Source organism: Cocleimonas sp. KMM 6892 (genome assembly GCF_035798195.1).
Lineage (GTDB): Bacteria > Pseudomonadota > Gammaproteobacteria > Thiotrichales > Thiotrichaceae > Cocleimonas > Cocleimonas flava.
The window spans coordinates 26,493-44,435 of sequence record NZ_JAPFBV010000008.1; the positions used below are offsets into that span (position 1 = coordinate 26,493).

Here is a 17,943-nt window from a genome sequence, read left to right on the forward strand (position 1 = left end):
ATTATCGCCAACATAATAACAACTCTATGGCTACATAGTATTTACATTTAAAGATTCATACCGCTGATGTTAAAAACTTTTTTACGCTTTATCCCCACATTACTAGGCATACTGTTTAGCATTCTCGCAAATGAGTTAATGGCTGCTGGGCTGATTGTGAATGAAGCTTCAAATGGGATAAGTGGCGCAAAAGAATTCTATGAATTTATGGTTGTTGGTGACTCTGCAAACCCTACTTCTCCGGTCAATATTGATCAATGGATAGTAGATGATAACAATGGTGATTGGGGAGGAAGCATTACTGGCGTTGGTATCTCATCCGGATACATTCGATTTGATTCGCAAACTGATCCCGCCAATTGTTCTGGCTTAAACGCAATAACCCCGGGGTCTATTATCGTTGTCTATAATGGTGATGATACCAATGCAAATATACCAAGTGACGACGCCACTGATTCAAATGGAGATGGTGTTTATATATTTCCTGCTGAAGGAAGCTGCTTAAAAACCTGTGCAGGGCCTCCAAGCTCGTCCGATGCAGGCTATTCTAGTTGCAGCACTGCGGCTACGCCGAATTATTCTACAATTGCCATGCGAAATGGTGGAGATTCCGCACAATCCAGAGATGCGAGTGGCAATTTGTTTCATGGTTTTACCTATGGAGACATACCAAGTCCCTACCCAACAAACTCTTTTAATGTGTCAACGGGTAGTGGTTCAGTAAGCACATTTCTATTTTCTTGTGGCAGTTGGTATATTGGCTCAAATTTTTCAAAGATATCTGCGATTGCCGATACGCCTGGGTCTACAAACAACGCTGCTAATGAGATATTTAGAACAAATATTCAGTCTGGTAGTTTTAATTACAGCAATCTGTCAGATGCTGCAAATTGTGCTGTGTTGTCAGATCCAAGCATCAGCTTACGAAAAAGTGCCCTGACAATATCTGACCCCATAAATGGTACAAGCAACCCAAAAACCATTCCAGGTGCCTTAAAACAATACGCAATAGAAGCAACAAATGCTGGTATCGGCGTCGCTGATCTCAATTCAATTGTGGTAACTGATGCCATACCCGCCAATACCGCTTTATACGTCGATGACATTTCCGGGGTTAGTACAGGTCCAATCCGCTTTGTTGATGGATCTCCACCCAGTGGACTCAGTTACAACTATGCAGGTTTATCAAGTGCATCGGACAATCTTAGCTTTTCCAATAATGGGGGCAGCAATTATACCTATACACCAACACCAGATGCAGATGGCGTAGATGCCAATGTCACCCATATTCGTGTATCTACAACCGGTCAATTTCTGGGAACGACTGTAGCGGGTGATCCTTCATTTCAACTACTGTTTAGAGTAAGAGTAGAGTAAGAGTAAAATAAGTATATCGATAGTAACCGCTATTAGTCACCCCCCTACTTTCAGGCACTTTTTATAAAAATTACGCCTGATTAAATTACATCATTATGGTGTTTTTTCTAACACCTAATACGAAAAGTGTACCGAAATAACTCGCCATTGCGGCAACCACCAAGCCTAACAAAGTCAGTGCTTTACTGCCTAAACCAGCAGCCTGCCACCAACTTTCGGCAGGATTAAAGTAAGTAACAATCACCGCCATTGCGATTAGACCAACCGCAATACGAAGAAAGTCTTTAACCCATACTTTTTTAAACGCTTGTTGGGGTTGATAGATTTGTTGCTTACGTAATTGATAAAACAGCAAGCCAGCGTTGATATAACCCGATAATGCTGTTGCCAGTGCTAAACCGGCGTGTGGCCCGAGAATACCTGATTGATACCACGGATAGACGATTAAGGCGCTCAACACAATATTGCTAGCCATCGAAAAAATACCGATTTTTACAGGTGTCTTGGTATCTTGGCGTGAATAAAAACCAGGTGCTAAAACCTTCACTAAAATAAATGCCGGCAAACCAAACGAATAAGTCATTAAACTCATACTCGCCATTTCAACCAGTGTCCAGTCATTGACACCGTTGGCTAGTACCGTTGCCAAAATAGGTTTTGCTAGTAGCATTAACCCAAGCATTGCGGGTAATGCAATCAGTAAACCCAATCGGATACCCCAATCCAGTGTTTGACTAAATGCTTTGCCTTTTGCATTGATGTGGTCCCCCGAAAGCTTGGGCAGAATTACAATGCCAATCGCCACACCGATGATCGCTAAAGGCAGTTCTACAAAACGATCTGAGGCGTATAGCCAACTGATGCTGCCCACCGCTAGCATTGAGGCGATTGCGGTATTAATGAGTATATTGATTTGTGCGACTGACGAACCCAATAATGCCGGCACCATCAGTTTCATGATGCGTTTAACGCCTTCGTGCCCTCTTTTAAAACTGGGTTTTGGCATTAACCCTAATTTGATTAAGGTAGGTAGTTGAAAAGCGAGTTGTAAAATACCGCCAATGATCACACCCCAGGCCAACGCTTCAACAGGTTGTTCAAAATGTGGCGCCCACCAGATTACCGATGAAATTAACGCGACATTTAACAGTACAGGCGTAAATGCAGGTACGGCAAACTTCTGGAACGTGTTTAATATTGCGCTGACAAACGCAGATAATGCGATAAAGAAGATGTACGGGAAGGTGATCAATAACAGGTGTGCGGTTAAATCAGCTTGTGAGCTGTCTTTAACATTAGCCTCATCACCAAATAAAAAACCGGGTGCAAAAATGATCGCTAACAAAGGTGCTGCAATCATCCCAATGATGGTAATAATAAAGAGCACTAGCGTTAATGTGCCAGCCACATGATTGAGTAACTTCTGTAAATCTTCCTGACTTTTACTTTCTTTGTATTCTGCTAAAACCGGAATAAATGCCAGCGAAAATGCACCTTCGGCAACCATTCTGCGTAAAAGATTGGGGATGCGAAATGCAACAAAGAAGGCATCAAGCGCACCACCAGCAGGGAAAAAATGAAAGATAATCGCATCACGTGCTAGCCCAAGCACACGGGATATCATTGTCATAGCGCTTACGATAGCGCCCGAGCGGAGCATTCGACTCATTCAAATTCTCAGGTTATTTTTGTCAGGCGGAGTGTATTACGCAACCGCATTAACAACAAGACGTCACAGTAAGTTTAAAAGCTAAAGAAGCGTATTACGCGCAACTCCCGGGGTGATACCCGTAATCTGTTTAAATGCCTTTCTGAATGCGACTTCGCTGCTATAGCCAACCAGTTCTGCAATTTCCAACATCGATTTTTTACCTTCTTTTAATTCGGCATTGGCGAGTTGCATACGCCATTCACCCACATAGGTCATCGGCGGTTTACCTAATAACTCAGAGAATCGTGCAGAAAATGGCGCTCGGGATATGCCCGCTTCCATCGCCAGTTTTTCAACCGTCCACGCTTCGGCAGGATTATCATGAATCGCAGTCAGCGCACGACTAACTTGAGTATCGGTTAAAGCCGCTAATATTCCTGATTGCGGCGCACTGTCATTGATATGGGAACGCACCGCATAGATAAATAGAATTTCAGACAGTTTATCAATCACCACATCTGAACCCGTGACGGAGTTATCCGTTTCGGACTTCATCAAATCAATCAATATTTGTAAACGCGGCTCAATAACATTGCCACTGCCTTTTACTATCACCGTGTCGGGTAATGCATTGATTACAGGGTTGCGTCTAGGATCATCAAAATCAAAGTAACCACAGATTAAAGCGGTAGCGCCATCGACATCACATGAATCTACTTCAATAGGATTTGAAACGTGTTCATCTTCGTTATAAATCTCAACATCCGTGATGCTATGTTTCGAGTCTCGGGGAAATACAATCAAGTCCCCTGTATGCAGTGGAATGGATTTTTCTTGATCAGGTAAATGTAGAAAACAATTGCCCCCTGCAATTAAATGGAAGGTACTGCGCCCTGAACCGGATGTGTCTATCACCCACGACCCACAATAACTGGCATGAAAAAACACGCTGGCTTTAAATCGTAATAATCGCAATACACTACTGAGAACATCTGCATTAATCATGATTACTCCTTATTCTAAAAAAAGCCCCAGTTCTTCATAGGTTCGATTTTTTTAAAAAAATCTCACACCGCAAAGCATAAATTCCTTAGTTCACTTTAACAGCAAAATGAAAAAGTCGCTTAAAGTGGGGGGGTGCCTTAATTGAATACTGAATCGTTATTCACAATAAAAATAAACAAAAAGACGATCAGACATATTAGCGAGATTCCTGGACGTAGTTGCAAATTGAGCAAATCCCTAAAATACAATCATAGACAGATTATAAGGAACTCAAAATGAATCCACTAAATACATTACTACAAAAAGCAGCAACACAGAATCAAGCTGCCTTTCAACAACTCTATACTGAAGTGTCACCTAAATTATTTGCGTTGTGCTTACGCTTAGTCAATTACGATAATGAAGCGGCGGAAGAAATTCTTCAAGAAGCTTTTATCAAAATATGGAATAAAGCCGATAAGTTTGACGTAGAAAAAGGTAATGCAATGGCTTGGATGAGTACCATTGTTCGTAATCAAACATTTGACCGTTTACGCAGCTATAAATCACGCCCTGAATTGGTAGAAGAAACAGAATACGAAACCATCGAATACACGGCCAACGATTTACAACCAGAACAGAAGCTTCTTTACAGACAGCAAATAGCTAAATTCAAAGATATGCTGGACGAGTTACCCGCAAACCAACGCGAATGTATCACTCATTCTATTGTTTATGGACGATCACATTCTCAAATTGCAGATGAGATGAATGTTCCTTTAGGTACGGTAAAAGCCTGGTTACGAAGAAATATCAAAGTCATCCAGGATGTGATGTCAGATACTGATGCTTACGGATTACATTAATCCGTAAGTTTGTTACTTATGAGATTGATATTATTTACTATTAAGAATATTGAAACGCTATTCTGAATCTATCTCAGTACCTTTCCAACCAGCCGTTAGCGTGTATAAATCATCGACACAATCAACAGGCAAACTAACGTTAAGTGAAGCTTTATCAGAATATACGCTGGCTAAAAGAATCCCTTTTTGACTTTCAATCCAGCGCCTTAACGTCGGTTCATCGGCATAATCACATTCAATTTTAACGTCTTGATGCGGTACTTGTTCAATCAGTGTGAGTAATTCTGACGCCTGTTGCGTGGCAGTGCCATAAGCCCGAACCAGGCCACCTGCACCTAACTTGATGCCACCAAAATAGCGTATCACGACAGCTACCACATCACCGATATGCTTATGTTGTAACACATTAAGAATAGGCTTACCGGCAGTGCCGCTTGGTTCACCATCATCATTGGCGGCTGCGCTCGCCGCATTATCAGGATTACCTAGAATGTATGCCCAGCAATGATGCCTCGCATCGGGGTATTCCGCTTTGGCTTGACGGACTAATTGAATCGCTTCTTCTCTGGAGGTAGCGGGCGCAATCCAGCAAATAAATCGGCTTTTTTTGATTTCGTATTCTTCAATGACTTTGCTTTTGGGAACACGATACGATGCTATAACAGGCTTATTACACACTAACTTAAATCATCCCATGACTATTTTATAGATTTAGAATATCTAATGCGCATAGAATACAACAATAAACAGTATGCCACCCCCCTACTTTGAGGCAGTTTTTTTTAAGCATATTCGGGTATTGGTAGATTACTGATTTAAGCTCTGGATTAACTGATAAACAAATCGTTTAAATAAGCACTACTGATATCTGTGGGATTGCTAGCGAAATTAGACACATTGGGGAATATTTCTGGTATCAATGATTGCTCTAAACCAAACCACTGACAGATACTCGCATTCACTTGATCTTGTGAAGTGGTTGGAATAATACGGCCTTTATCACTGTAATCATCAGGACCATCTGGATTAAGATCAGGCAATGTACCTATCATAGTGCCACCATTAAGCGTACCTGAAGCTGGATTTCCTGAACCACCCATAACAAAGTGATGTGAACCCCAGGCATGATCAGTACCTCCACCGGCATTGATACTCAATGTACGACCAAAGTCAGACATGGAGAAAGTAGTGACTTTATCTGCATGACCTAATTCTTCCATCGCTTTCTGGAATTTCCACAAACCCAGACTCAGTTCACGTAATAGTTTTGCGTGTCCGTCAGCCTGTCTCGCGTGGGTATCGTAACCACCTAAGCCCACGAAAAATATTTGGCGCTTATAATTCCCCGTATTAAAATCATCGTTAACGCCTAAATCAATCATCTTAGCGACATTTTCCATGCGTGGTATAAAACCCGTATCAATGCCTTGTTGAAAACCTAAATCATCGGTTGAAGGCACATCGAACAAGCTCTCGCCATAAGGTCCTTTAGTACTATACGTTATGTCTTTGCGTTCCCATGTAGCGGTTAACAGGTCAAAATTATTCATTGAACGTTCGAGTAATCCTGCACTGAGTTTTTGAAAAGGATCTTTATTTTTACCAACTGCAATTAACTCTCTAAATAAATCACGTCTCTCATCGCTCCATGAACCTGCATTTAATTTCATGTCGTTAAACGAAGAAGGATTGCCCGGATTTAAAATCAACGGACTTGTTGTATCTCCTATCAATAAGCGATTATTTCCTGAATATGAAATATTTAAGCCCAGTGATGAATTATTGTTAACGCCTGCCCAGCTATCTGCAATCTTACCTGCCCAGCCAATTGCATCCAGATTGTCAGCTTGCCCTGTTTGAAGCGCTCGTTGTTGATGATTATGCGCAAATAAAAATAGCGGTAAATTAGCGGTTTTATTTTGAATCTGTTCTCGCGTTACGGGTGCTACCATATTTCCCGAATTAGCAATAATAGACAATTTATCATCGGTAACAAGTTGCGCGAACTCAGGCATTACAGCGTTTACCCCTAATGGAATTCCTTTAGCGCCAAGATCATAAAAACCTTTGGTATAAGCTGATTCTTGAGATAGGTTAACATTGTATAGATTCGAACTACCTCCACCCATTGTACCGTTATGCATGGCTGAGCTTATCGATGATAAACCAAGATCATTTTTTTGTACGGCAAGCGCAGCACGAATAGCGGCATAATCAGCATGTGTTGCATCGCTAGGTACCAGCATATTAAAACCGTCATTTCCGCCCAGCATAAAGACACAAACCAGTGCTTTGTAATCTGAAAAATCCGGCGTTGCCGCGACTGCTTGATTCATCAGCGCTAGTTGACCTACAGTACCTAAGGTACTAGAAGCACCACCCGCGGCAAGTAGCTGCATAAATTTTCGACGATTCATTTTACTAGTCATGGAAATATTTCCTGATTGTTTTAATTTTTTTATTCTTTTACTTTTACTTTTACTTTTAGAACGAATACTTTAAATAATTTTAAAAGTTGTCGTTACTTTTGCACCATATAAGCACTAGATGTAGCGATGTAGCGTATAGTTTCAGAGACTAAATAATGTGCCGCTCGTACTGTATTAGAATTATTATAAGTACCCGACGTTAACATAAAGTTGGTTAAGGCCTGTCTAAAGGTAGCGTCCATGGTGTTACCTAACATGATTTTATCAAGATGGTCTAATAACGCATTTACTGCTATTTCACGGTCTTCAATATTTCTCATATTACTAAAGTCACCATTTGTATCACCATCTAAAGCTTGTTCGAATAGCTCAAACTCACGATCGTAATTAACAATAATATTGGTACTCCAGGTCGTTTTATTTGCTGCAAATTCAGCCAGTGTTTCCTCATTTATATTATTTATCCAGTTCTTTTCATATCGTTGCATATGACTGGCTATTTTATTATGCGCACTCAATATATTGCCGTCTGTTTGTATTTGAGATTCTGGTGAAACCAGTTTGTTAACAGAAAACTCCGTGTTACTAGGGATGTAATCAGGTTGATAAAAGTTAAATACTGAACTTGATCTCAACGGGGCTTGCCCAAAATCATTACTAGGGAAACTATAGGTATAAACGCCATTTACCGTTGCACTTCTACCGTCACCTCTATCGCTATCCGCTCTGCCTTTCCAGCCATTTAATGGCGTTGCATTAAAACTTCTAAGTAATTGAGTAAAGACTAATATCGGTTCTTTGAGTTTGCCAAAATAGGCGCTTTGGTTGCTTGAATCTCTTGCTTCAGAATCAGTAAGAATAGCGTTAACAACTGCTTTTAAATCACCTTTTACGCCTGCGCCATTATCATTAAAAACACTAGCTACTCTGGCGACATACGCTGATGAAGGGTTTGACGTAACCAGATTCATAATCAGATTTTTACTGACAAATGGACCAATATTAGGATGTTGGAATATCACATCTAAAGCAGCATCTAATCCACTGCCGTCAGTGCCAGAATTTAATGCAAATGTTTTACCTAAGACCGTTACATCACCATCACCACCTTCGGCAACTTCATCTTCGTGATGTTCAGGATGAAATACCATGGGAGCAGCATAATCTGCCCTTCCCAGATTAGTCCCACCATAGTAAGTATTTCCTTTGGTATCCCAACCAGTCATTACTTTGGCTAGTTCGACGATATCTTCTTGCCCATAGGTTGGTACTTGAAGAGAACCAGAATCTGGGTAGCTATTCACATTGCCATCGCGATTTGGTGAACCATCTAAATTAAGTTCGGACAAACCAATTGTGAATAATTGAATCAATTCACGTGCATAGTTCTCATCAGGGCGTGTCGATGTTTCGGGGTTCGCTTTTTGGTTACCCTGATAAGTCAGATAAACGCCCATTGTGGCACTTCGTGAAACTTCGCCTAAAAGCGTTCGATAATTGCCAAATGCATTTTTAGCTAATATGTCATAAAAGTAAGCAAGACTATCACCGCGTTGATCTAAACGCGGATCTTTTGCAGAGACAACAATTAACTGGCTTAAGGCATAAGCGATACGTTGTCTTAATTGATCACTACCATGTCGGACATTATCCGGATGACCCAATGCATTCTCAAACCAGGTCGACATTTGATAATATTTTACATTCCAGTTAGGTAAATCTACACCTGAGTTAAAGGTATACCCGGATTGTACCCAGTCTATGGAAGGTTCAGCTAATTGTGCGACTTCTGCGGTTCTTTGTAGATGTGTTTTATGGGAATCAGATGGATTGTCATAGGCTGATGACATATCAAGCTGGTTCTCAATCCATGCGTCTACTCCTATCTTAACAACCGTGTCGATATCTTCTTCTGTAGCGCCAAAAGTAGCCTGACTTAATAAACGATAAGCGCTATTAACTGATGCTGCCCGTGATGAGTCTTCAGGGTATTCGTCTTTACTATTGATGACCCCATCAGCATCTGAATCAGATTCATCCGTACTATCACATACATCGCCCTTGCCATCATTATCAGTATCTTGTTGATTTTTATTGGGTGCTGCAGGGCAATTATCAACTGAATTTATTATTCCATCGTAATCATCATCACTGATATCCGTAGTATCACAGGCATCACCGACACCGTTATTGTCTAGGTCACTCTGATCTGTATTTGATATTGCAGGGCAATTATCATTACTGTTTAAAATACCGTCGCTATCATTGTCGCGATTGTCTGTTGTATCACAAGCATCGCCCTTACCATCATTGTCAATGTCACTTTGGTTGGGGTTTGATTTAGCCGGACAATTATCTGTTTCATTGGGGTGACCATCGGCATCATCATCACGATCATTACTCAAATCGCAAACATCACCACTGCCATCATTATCTATATCTTGTTGATCAGGGTTCGCAATACTCGGGCAATTATCTAAGTTATCTGCAATACCATCCTGATCATAATCCTGGTCAGTGACAGTCACATCTAATTGATCTAATAAACTCTGAATTTTTGCTACTGAATCAACGTCACCTTCGTTTAATTCAGCGACTTTTTCATTAATTTTTGCCAGATTTGAATTATTGACACCTTGTAAACCCGCATCGATATAATCTTGTACTTGTGGTGTTGCTGATGACCCTGCAGTTTGGGCATACTGACTTATCTTTAGCAGAGCTATCTGACTTACATCAGGTGTATCAGGAATATTTGGAGTATCAGGAGTATCAGGAGTATTTGGATCGTCCAGGGTTTCGGAGGAATCGGAGTCTAAATGTTCGTTAGTATCAGAACCGGATCCTCCACCGCCACACCCACTGAGTACCAGTACCGAAGCAAATAGAATAGGAAGTAGCTTGCCCATAGAAAACTCCATCATTATTTTTATTATTGATCAACCTCACAAACCAGACACATAAGCTAAATCAATCATAAGTATATCTAATGATTACATACAACTTAGCCATGTTCACTTCGATCAGACAAGTGGTTAGTGAATTTAATCTGTTTTCTATATTTACTTATTGCTTATATCAGGCACCCCCCTACTTTGAGCGAGATTTTTTAACAGAAAATAATAAGTTTTAACTTATGGCTATTCATCCAGTTTTCCATCCAGTTCAGTCAGGCTTTGAATAACTATAGTAGGATCGATTCCCCATGGGTCAAAAATTGCCTGTTCAGTACGTTTCACCCATGCCGCACTCATCCCTATATTTACAGCACCAATCACGTCAAACGGATTACTAGAGACTAACCAGGCGTTATCAGTAGTGGATTCAGATTGCTTCATAAAGTGATGATAAACCGAAGGATTAGGTTTAAATGTTTTTAGATCATCGACACTCACAACACCATCGAAAAAGTCTCTTATCCCTGCTGTCACCAATAACATTTCTACGGCTTCGGCACTGCCATTAGAGAAGGCATATAGTTTGTGTCCTGAATCTTTCATTGCAGTCAAACCATCGGTGACATCATCAAAAGCTGGTAAGGTTTTATAGCTTTCTAGCAATGCCTGTTTATCTGATTCAGGCAAATTCAGTCCATAAAATGCACAGGTGTATTCAAGTGCCTGCGCTGTACAAACTGAGAAGTTCTGGTATTCCTGCATTAGACCACGTCTAAAAGAGTATTCCAGTTGTTTCTCTCTCCAGGTGTTTGAGAATCCCTGAGCACTAACGCCTTCAATACCACCAACAATTTCTTCTAATTTACTCACAACGCCGTGCGTATTTATGAGTGTTCCGTATACATCAAAAGCGATACTTTTCTTTGAGCTAGCGGGCATAATTAATCCTTTTTGTGTTCTGTTTATTGTTTAAAGATGATAGTTATTTATAAAAATATTTATAAAGTAGCAATGTAACAATACAGCTTAGTCTATTTCTAGAGTAATACTGTACGTATACCCATCCTGATTAGATGACACCAAAATCAAAGACTATTCAACCACGTTGCAACAGCAGTGGTGACTTCATCTCCTTTACCTTTAAAATAATGATCCGCACCCGGCACAATCACATGAGCTGACTTTGGATTTCCTGCCATTTTAATATCAGTAAGACGACCTTCCGCCATTCTAAGCACTGCCGGATAATCTTTATCACCGTATATATCGAGCACAGGAACTTTCATTTCAGCCAATGGAAAAGGTTCTGCCATCTTTTGCTTATAATCAGTGGCACCCATACCTGCACCGATATAGCCAATCACAGACTCATCCAGTAACCCTTTTTGATTGCGAACCCAATCCATCGCCATGTGCGCGCCACAACTGTGAGCAAGAATCACTATTTTCTTTACACCCTGTTGTTTTAAATAGGTGATGCCCATATCAATTCGCGCTGCTGCTTGCGAAAATAAAGGAACGTAATCATAGTACTTAGCTGATTTTTCTAATACGGGCATTTGTAAAGATAAGGTGCGCCAGCCACTCGCTGGAAGCTGGGTTCGTAGCGGGTATATGGCATCTTCCCAATTAGGATGAAAGCCACGACCATGAAGAATGATTACCGCACCTTTCTCGCCTTTATCAGATTTATCAGATTCCTCAGCTTCAGCCTCCATATCTATCGCCATGAATGCATGGCCTTCATTGGCTGTATCCTCAAGGAAGATTACCTCTCCGTCGAGGACTGCATCTTCAACTTCAACCGCCATGCGCTTTTCGCGTTCTAGATCGGCTTTAGCGACAATGGCTTTAGCAAAAACATTAAAAGACATACTAGATAACACTAATAACATGCTGATTAATAGTGTACTTATAATCTTTCTTCTCATTGTTTCTCCTCAATACTCATGACTTGTTATGACCTTCACAGGAGTTATTTCATTTGCCTGTAAAAGTGGATATCTTGAGAATATCATAGCCACAAGCGAGGAATCTATTTCACTATCCGCAAAAAAGGGTTAAAACCTGTTAAACAGCATTGCTGAAAAGGGTGATTTTAGACAGCTCTGTTTCCTTTTTGTTCTTTACCTTTCAGTCGATTAAAGGTACTTTGTCAGTTACCGTAAGAAAGCCTGACACATCAGAAATATCTTTCTTAACATAGGGCTTAAACACTATAAAAATCCATCTCTGCAAGAGATGTTTAAAAGGGTTTGTATAAATAATGAGTAATGACTATAACGCTGAATCGATAAAAGTTTTAAGCGGGCTTGACCCTGTACGAAAAAGACCGGGCATGTACACCGAAACGACCCGTCCTAATCATCTTGCTCAGGAAGTTATTGATAATAGTGTCGATGAGGCACTCGCTGGTTTTGCCAATAAAATACACGTCACTCTGCACGCCGATGGCTCACTCTCAGTAACCGATAATGGCCGTGGTATGCCGGTTGATATTCACCCGGAAAAAGGTGTTTCTGGCGTTGAAGTAATCTTAAGTACCTTACACGCAGGTGGTAAGTTCTCAGACAAAAATTACGAGTTCTCTGGCGGTTTGCACGGTGTCGGCATCTCTGTGGTAAATGCGCTATCACTTATCCTTGAAGTCCGAATCAAACGCGATGGTAAAGAATACGAAATGGTATTCGAAAACGGCCATAAAGCATCCGAACTTGAAGTCATCAATACTGTTGGCAAAAAGAATACCGGAACATCGCTGCACTTCTGGCCCAATGGACAATACTTCGACACCGTTAAGTTTTCGGTTAGACGCCTTAAACACAACCTACGCGCGAAAGCCGTATTGTGCCCTGGCTTACACATTGCATTCACTGAAGAAGCCAAAAATGAAACCGTAGAATGGTATTACGAAGATGGTATTCAGGATTACCTACTAGAAGCCATTGACGGTTTTGAAAGATTACCGCTTGAGCCTTTTCTAGGTGAATTTAAAAGCAAAGGCGAAGCTGTCGATTGGGCATTATGCTGGTTACCCGAAGGTGGCGAACTGGTTCAGGAAAGCTATGTAAACCTGATTCCTACTTCGCAAGGTGGCACCCATACCAATGGCCTCAGAACAGGCCTGACTGATGCCTTGCGTGACTTCGCAGAATTTAGAAATCTATTACCACGTGGGCTCAAACTGGCTCCTGATGATATCTGGGATAAGCTGTGCTTTATCCTGTCTTACAAAATGCTCGATCCCCAATTTTCCGGTCAAACCAAAGAACGTTTATCTTCGCGTGCGGCAGCAGGCTTTGTTTCGGGCGTGGTGAAAGATGCGTTTAGTTTATACCTAAATCAAAACCCAACGGTTGGGGACTTGATCGCCGAGCACGTTATCAATAACGCACAAAAGCGAGCAAAAGCATCGAAAAAAGTTGTTCGTAAGAAAATAGCAACTGGCCCGGCACTTCCCGGCAAGTTAGCCGACTGTAGTTCGCAAGACCTTAATCAGACTGAAATCTTTCTGGTAGAGGGTGACTCAGCGGGTGGTTCTGCGAAACAGGCACGAAGTCGTGAGTTTCAGGCAATCATGCCATTGCGCGGTAAGATTCTAAATACCTGGGAAGTCGATTCTTCACAGGTTTTAGCTTCTAACGAAATACACGATATTTCAGTAGCAATTGGCGTCGAGCCAGATAGTCAGGACTTAAGCGAATTACGTTACGGTAAAATTTGTATTCTCGCCGATGCGGACTCGGATGGTGCGCATATCGCCACCCTGATCTGCGCCTTGTTCGTGCAACATTTTTCTACGCTGGTAGCAGCAGGTCATGTGTATATCGCAATGCCACCTTTGTACCGAATTGATATCGGCAAAAAAGTAGAATACGCACTCGATGAAGAAGAGTTAAAGGCCACACTGGATCGCATCGAAGCAGAAAAAATGACGGGCAAAATCAGTGTCACCCGCTTCAAAGGTCTGGGTGAGATGAATCCACTGCAACTTCGTGAAACCAGTATGGATCCTGATACCCGTCGTCTGGTTCAACTGACCATGCACAATCCTGAAGAAACACGTGCAGTGATGGATTTATTATTAGCCAAGAAACGCGCGCCTGATAGAAAAGCATGGTTAGAGGAAAAAGGTAATCTGGCTATTATTTAATCTAGATTACACACATAAGCTCCTGTTTTAAATCCTTAATGCTATCTGATTAATAGTAAGTACACCCCCCTACTTAGGGGCACTTTTTATAAAAATAATAAATCGTATGGATACACTTAATACATTATTTGCATCAATTAATTACCGCGATCCAGTATGGATTGCGGTTGCCTATTTGTGTGGTTTTTTGATCTGGCAAATAAAACTTCCGTCTATGGTAGGTTACCTATTAGCAGGTTTCATTCTGAGTGTGTCCGGTGCTACAGGCGGAGAATTTCTCGATGAGATGGCAGACCTAGGCGTCACGCTATTATTGTTTACCATCGGTTTAAAACTCAACATCAAACAGCTATTACGGCCTGAGATATGGGCTGTAACCACCATCCACATGGCACTTATAACCGTGATTACCGCTTTCGTACTGGTATTACTGGCTGCCGTTAAAATCCCTATATTTTCGCAAATGAGCACGCAATCAATCTTGATTGTCAGCTTTGCTCTTTCTTTTTCCAGCACCGTGTTTGCCGTTAAAGTTTTTGAAGACAAAGGCGGCATGGCATCCCAATATGGACGTATCGCTATTGGCGTATTGATCATGCAGGACATTGCTGCAGTGATCTTTCTATCAATATCTACAGCGAAGATTCCTTCTGTATGGGCCGCAGTCATGATCGGCGTGTTGGTACTGTCAAAACCGATACTTATTTTCTTATTAAAGCGCGCGGGTCATGGTGAATTACTGATTTTATATGGACTGGTGTTAGCGCTAGGCGGATCATCGTTATTTGAGTTAGTCAGTTTGAAAGGCGATCTTGGCGCACTCTTCTTTGGCTTGTTATTGGCGCAACACCCAAAGTCTGGTGAGTTGGCAAAATCACTGCTAAGTTTGAAAGAGTTATTTCTGGTTGGCTTCTTCCTCAGCATCGGCATATCGGTAGTTATTACTCAAGAAACGTTGCTTATCACACTGTTTTTATTACTGATAATTCCGATAAAAGTCATTCTATTTAACACCCTGTTCATGCGTTTTAAAGTGCGCGCCAGACCATCTACTTTGGCTTCTTTTTCACTCGGTAACTTTAGTGAGTTTGGTCTGATTGTTACTGCGATTTCGGTTAATAATCAATGGTTAGACCCTCAATGGTTGGCAATTATGGCTATGGCCGTGGTTGGATCCTTTGTGATTGCCTCACCGCTGAATGTATTCAACACCAATATTTATGATTTGATGCCTGAATTTCTACAGAAATTCGAACACAAACAGCGCCTTCCCGGAGAAGATTTGATCGTCCTTAAAAACACCCGTGTGCTCATTTGCGGCATGGGTCGTATCGGTGTCGGCGCTTATGATCAAATGCATTTGAAGTACGATGGAAATATTATTGGTATTGATTTTGATGATGCGTGCGAAGAACATGATAAAGCGGGTTTACGCAATACCATCCGCGGGGATGCCACCAGCCCTGACTTTTGGCGTAGAGTTAAAATCGAAAACGTGGATTTGTCGCTGGTAATGCTATGCATGCCAAACTATAAAAGTAATGTAAATGCTGCCATTGCTTTACGCGAATGGGGCTACAAAGGCGAAATAGCAGCGGTAACGAAATATAAAGATGAAGAACAAGAACTTCATCAGAACGGTGTGGATATCACCTTTAATATTTATGCTGAGATTGGCACCGGTTTTGCGCAACACGTACTACAGCAAAACGCCCAGTCTGAAGATGCCGCTGATCTGATATCCGAATACGCTTCAGAAACCATCGCTGAGAAAAACTGAATAATTGTTTAGTCACCCCCCTACTTTAGGGTCGTTTTTTTAGTCTGCCCCATAGATTAATCAACCAATACATTAGTCAATACATCAGTTAATACAAGAAGAGAAACCATAGTAACAATGCCTACACTTAAAACAGTCGATGAATACATCAACCTCAAACCAGTTGCTGCAGACAAGCGTCTAACTTATGGTGATGATCCCGAACAATTTGGCGATTTGTATTTACCTAAACAGTCGGAAAAACCTGTTCCTGTGATTGTATTACTTCACGGTGGTTGTTGGCGTGCTGCGCATAGTCTGTTGCAATTAGGCGAACTCTGCCGCTCAATAACTGGTTTGGGTTACGCGGTATGGAATTTAGAATACCGACGTCTAGGCAATGGAGGCGGCTGGCCAACAACCTTTACAGATGTAGCCAAAGGCACGGATTACCTAACAAGCATCGCCACAGAATACTCACTGGATTTAACACAAGTCATTACCATGGGTCATTCAGCAGGTGGACATCTGGCCTTATGGTTAGCGAATAGAACGAAGTTAACGACTGATAGCGAGTTATACACTCATAATCCTTTAAACGTCTCTGCGGTGATTTCATTAGCTGGAATACCTGACTTAGAGAGCGGAGTAACGGAAAACATCTGTCGTGGTGCCTGCCAGGAGTTAATGGGCGGATTACCGGAAGAATATCCCGAACGTTATCAACAAGGATCTCCGCATCATTTATCATTAAGTAAAAAAGGAATGAGAGACAATTTCCCGCAAATTCATTTACTGGGTGAACTTGATCCTATTGTTCCACTCGATTATCTAAAAACTGCCCTAAACCAGCAACAAGACCAATACACGCTTCAAGTGATTCCCGATATTGGTCATTTTGAAATGGTAATGCCGGATACTGTTTCATGGCCATATATAAAACGATCTTTGGAAATGCTAAATGAATCATCAAGCTAGTAATAAAGATAACTTACATAGACTACTAAACCCTTAATAAGCTAAATACAAATCCTGACGATGAATACAAATAATAAACTAGAAAAAAGCTGGTTAGACAAAATCGGTGGAGAATTTGATAAACCCTATATGCAAGAATTAAAACAATTTCTGCACAATGAGAAAGCCCAGGGGAAAAACATTCTTCCACCTGCTTCATTATGGTTTAACGCATTAAATAGCATGCCATTTGAAAAGCTCAAAGTAGTGATTCTGGGTCAGGATCCCTATCCTACAGCTGGCCATGCGCATGGACTTTGCTTTTCTGTTTTACCTGATGTTAAGCCGCTTCCTAAATCGTTATTGAATATAAACAAAGAGTTACAAAGTGATCTTGGTATTGATAATAGCCATAGCGGTTATTTACAACCCTGGGCAAATCAAGGCGTGTTATTACTCAATGCGGTACTAACCGTTGAAGAAGGCAATGCAAATGCACATCAAGGCAAAGGCTGGGAAAGGTTTACCGACTCCATCATACAAACCATTAATGAAGAAAAAGAACACGTGGTTTTTATACTCTGGGGCGCTTACGCACAGAAAAAAGGCGTATTTATCGACACCTCAAAACACCTTGTGATTAAGTCTGCTCACCCTTCTCCGTTATCCGCGTATCGTGGATTTTTTGAGAGCAAGCCTTTTTCTAGAACCAATGCATATTTAGAAGAGTTTGGTGAAACACCAATTGATTGGCAATTACCAAAAAACGGCCTGTAAGTAGGGGGGTGTCATTTTCTAACTAACATGCATTGTGATTTTGTTTTTCTTAGCGTTTCTTTCTAACTCGTCACACAAAAAGCGACTTCAATT

13 protein-coding genes are annotated in these 17,943 nt (G+C 41.2%); 6 read left to right on the forward strand and 7 right to left on the reverse strand.

Going from position 1 to position 17,943, the window contains the following annotated elements; genetic code table 11:
- The first annotated feature begins 66 nt into the window (after positions 1-66).
- Positions 67-1,377 (forward strand): hypothetical protein, encoded by a 1,311-nt coding sequence (locus tag OO007_RS18340; protein WP_325809902.1) that lies wholly within the window; start codon positions 67-69, stop codon positions 1,375-1,377.
- An 85-nt stretch (positions 1,378-1,462) separates the two neighbouring features.
- Here OO007_RS18340 and murJ read toward each other — a convergent pair whose 3' ends face one another.
- The gene (gene murJ / locus OO007_RS18345; RefSeq protein ID WP_325809903.1) at positions 1,463-3,046 is read right to left on the reverse strand and encodes a murein biosynthesis integral membrane protein MurJ; all 1,584 of its coding nucleotides are present in this window, start codon (positions 3,044-3,046) and stop codon (positions 1,463-1,465) included.
- An 81-nt stretch (positions 3,047-3,127) separates the two neighbouring features.
- Positions 3,128-4,033 (reverse strand): AraC family transcriptional regulator, encoded by a 906-nt coding sequence (locus OO007_RS18350; RefSeq protein WP_325809904.1) that lies wholly within the window; start codon positions 4,031-4,033, stop codon positions 3,128-3,130.
- A 275-nt stretch (positions 4,034-4,308) separates the two neighbouring features.
- On the opposite strand from OO007_RS18350, the gene OO007_RS18355 reads away from it, so the two are divergent.
- Positions 4,309-4,878 carry an RNA polymerase sigma factor gene (locus OO007_RS18355; RefSeq protein ID WP_325809905.1) on the forward strand — a complete coding sequence of 190 codons (570 nt, stop codon included), beginning with the start codon at positions 4,309-4,311 and terminating at the stop codon, positions 4,876-4,878.
- A 57-nt stretch (positions 4,879-4,935) separates the two neighbouring features.
- Here the strand turns inward: OO007_RS18355 and OO007_RS18360 are convergent, their stop codons facing one another.
- The 5 genes from OO007_RS18360 to OO007_RS18385 all read right to left on the reverse strand — a co-directional run bounded on the left by OO007_RS18360 (position 4,936) and on the right by OO007_RS18385 (position 12,135).
- Positions 4,936-5,556, reverse strand: coding sequence for a YigZ family protein (locus OO007_RS18360; protein ID WP_325809906.1), 621 nt, complete (start codon positions 5,554-5,556; stop codon positions 4,936-4,938).
- Between the two features lie 149 nt (positions 5,557-5,705).
- The gene (locus OO007_RS18365) at positions 5,706-7,307 is read right to left on the reverse strand and encodes a DUF1501 domain-containing protein (protein ID WP_325809907.1); all 1,602 of its coding nucleotides are present in this window, start codon (positions 7,305-7,307) and stop codon (positions 5,706-5,708) included.
- A gap of 92 nt (positions 7,308-7,399) precedes the next feature.
- Positions 7,400-10,216: a DUF1800 family protein gene (locus OO007_RS18370; RefSeq protein WP_442784351.1), complete on the reverse strand. Its 2,817-nt coding sequence runs from the start codon at positions 10,214-10,216 to the stop codon at positions 7,400-7,402.
- Positions 10,217-10,447: 231 nt separating this feature from the next.
- Positions 10,448-11,143: a haloacid dehalogenase type II gene (locus OO007_RS18380; RefSeq protein WP_325809908.1), complete on the reverse strand. Its 696-nt coding sequence runs from the start codon at positions 11,141-11,143 to the stop codon at positions 10,448-10,450.
- A 146-nt stretch (positions 11,144-11,289) separates the two neighbouring features.
- Positions 11,290-12,135 carry a DUF3530 family protein gene (locus OO007_RS18385; protein WP_325809909.1) on the reverse strand — a complete coding sequence of 282 codons (846 nt, stop codon included), beginning with the start codon at positions 12,133-12,135 and terminating at the stop codon, positions 11,290-11,292.
- Positions 12,136-12,470: 335 nt separating this feature from the next.
- On the opposite strand from OO007_RS18385, the gene parE reads away from it, so the two are divergent.
- The 4 genes from parE (at position 12,471) to ung (ending at position 17,850) form a co-directional block, all read left to right on the forward strand.
- The gene (gene parE / locus OO007_RS18390) at positions 12,471-14,357 is read left to right on the forward strand and encodes a DNA topoisomerase IV subunit B (protein WP_131906221.1); all 1,887 of its coding nucleotides are present in this window, start codon (positions 12,471-12,473) and stop codon (positions 14,355-14,357) included.
- A gap of 106 nt (positions 14,358-14,463) precedes the next feature.
- On the forward strand, positions 14,464-16,137 hold the full coding sequence (locus tag OO007_RS18395; RefSeq protein ID WP_325809910.1) for a cation:proton antiporter family protein: 1,674 nt from the start codon (positions 14,464-14,466) through the stop codon (positions 16,135-16,137).
- A 117-nt stretch (positions 16,138-16,254) separates the two neighbouring features.
- Positions 16,255-17,094 (forward strand): alpha/beta hydrolase, encoded by an 840-nt coding sequence (locus OO007_RS18400; RefSeq protein WP_325809911.1) that lies wholly within the window; start codon positions 16,255-16,257, stop codon positions 17,092-17,094.
- Between the two features lie 60 nt (positions 17,095-17,154).
- On the forward strand, positions 17,155-17,850 hold the full coding sequence (ung, locus tag OO007_RS18405; RefSeq protein WP_325809912.1) for a uracil-DNA glycosylase: 696 nt from the start codon (positions 17,155-17,157) through the stop codon (positions 17,848-17,850).
- The last annotated feature ends 93 nt before the right edge of the window (positions 17,851-17,943 follow it).

Bases quoted from the DNA above. Each gene is read 5' to 3' on its own strand.
- OO007_RS18340 (WP_325809902.1), top strand. From the start codon at position 67: ATGTTAAAAACTTTTTTACGCTTTATCCCCACATTACTAGGCATACTG.
- murJ (WP_325809903.1), bottom strand. From the start codon at position 3,046: ATGAGTCGAATGCTCCGCTCGGGCGCTATCGTAAGCGCTATGACAATG.
- OO007_RS18350 (WP_325809904.1), bottom strand. From the start codon at position 4,033: ATGATTAATGCAGATGTTCTCAGTAGTGTATTGCGATTATTACGATTT.
- OO007_RS18355 (WP_325809905.1), top strand. From the start codon at position 4,309: ATGAATCCACTAAATACATTACTACAAAAAGCAGCAACACAGAATCAA.
- OO007_RS18365 (WP_325809907.1), bottom strand. From the start codon at position 7,307: ATGACTAGTAAAATGAATCGTCGAAAATTTATGCAGCTACTTGCCGCG.
- OO007_RS18370 (WP_442784351.1), bottom strand. From the start codon at position 10,216: ATGGGCAAGCTACTTCCTATTCTATTTGCTTCGGTACTGGTACTCAGT.
- OO007_RS18380 (WP_325809908.1), bottom strand. From the start codon at position 11,143: ATGCCCGCTAGCTCAAAGAAAAGTATCGCTTTTGATGTATACGGAACA.
- OO007_RS18385 (WP_325809909.1), bottom strand. From the start codon at position 12,135: ATGAGAAGAAAGATTATAAGTACACTATTAATCAGCATGTTATTAGTG.
- parE (WP_131906221.1), top strand. From the start codon at position 12,471: ATGAGTAATGACTATAACGCTGAATCGATAAAAGTTTTAAGCGGGCTT.
- OO007_RS18395 (WP_325809910.1), top strand. From the start codon at position 14,464: ATGGATACACTTAATACATTATTTGCATCAATTAATTACCGCGATCCA.
- OO007_RS18400 (WP_325809911.1), top strand. From the start codon at position 16,255: ATGCCTACACTTAAAACAGTCGATGAATACATCAACCTCAAACCAGTT.
- ung (WP_325809912.1), top strand. From the start codon at position 17,155: ATGAATACAAATAATAAACTAGAAAAAAGCTGGTTAGACAAAATCGGT.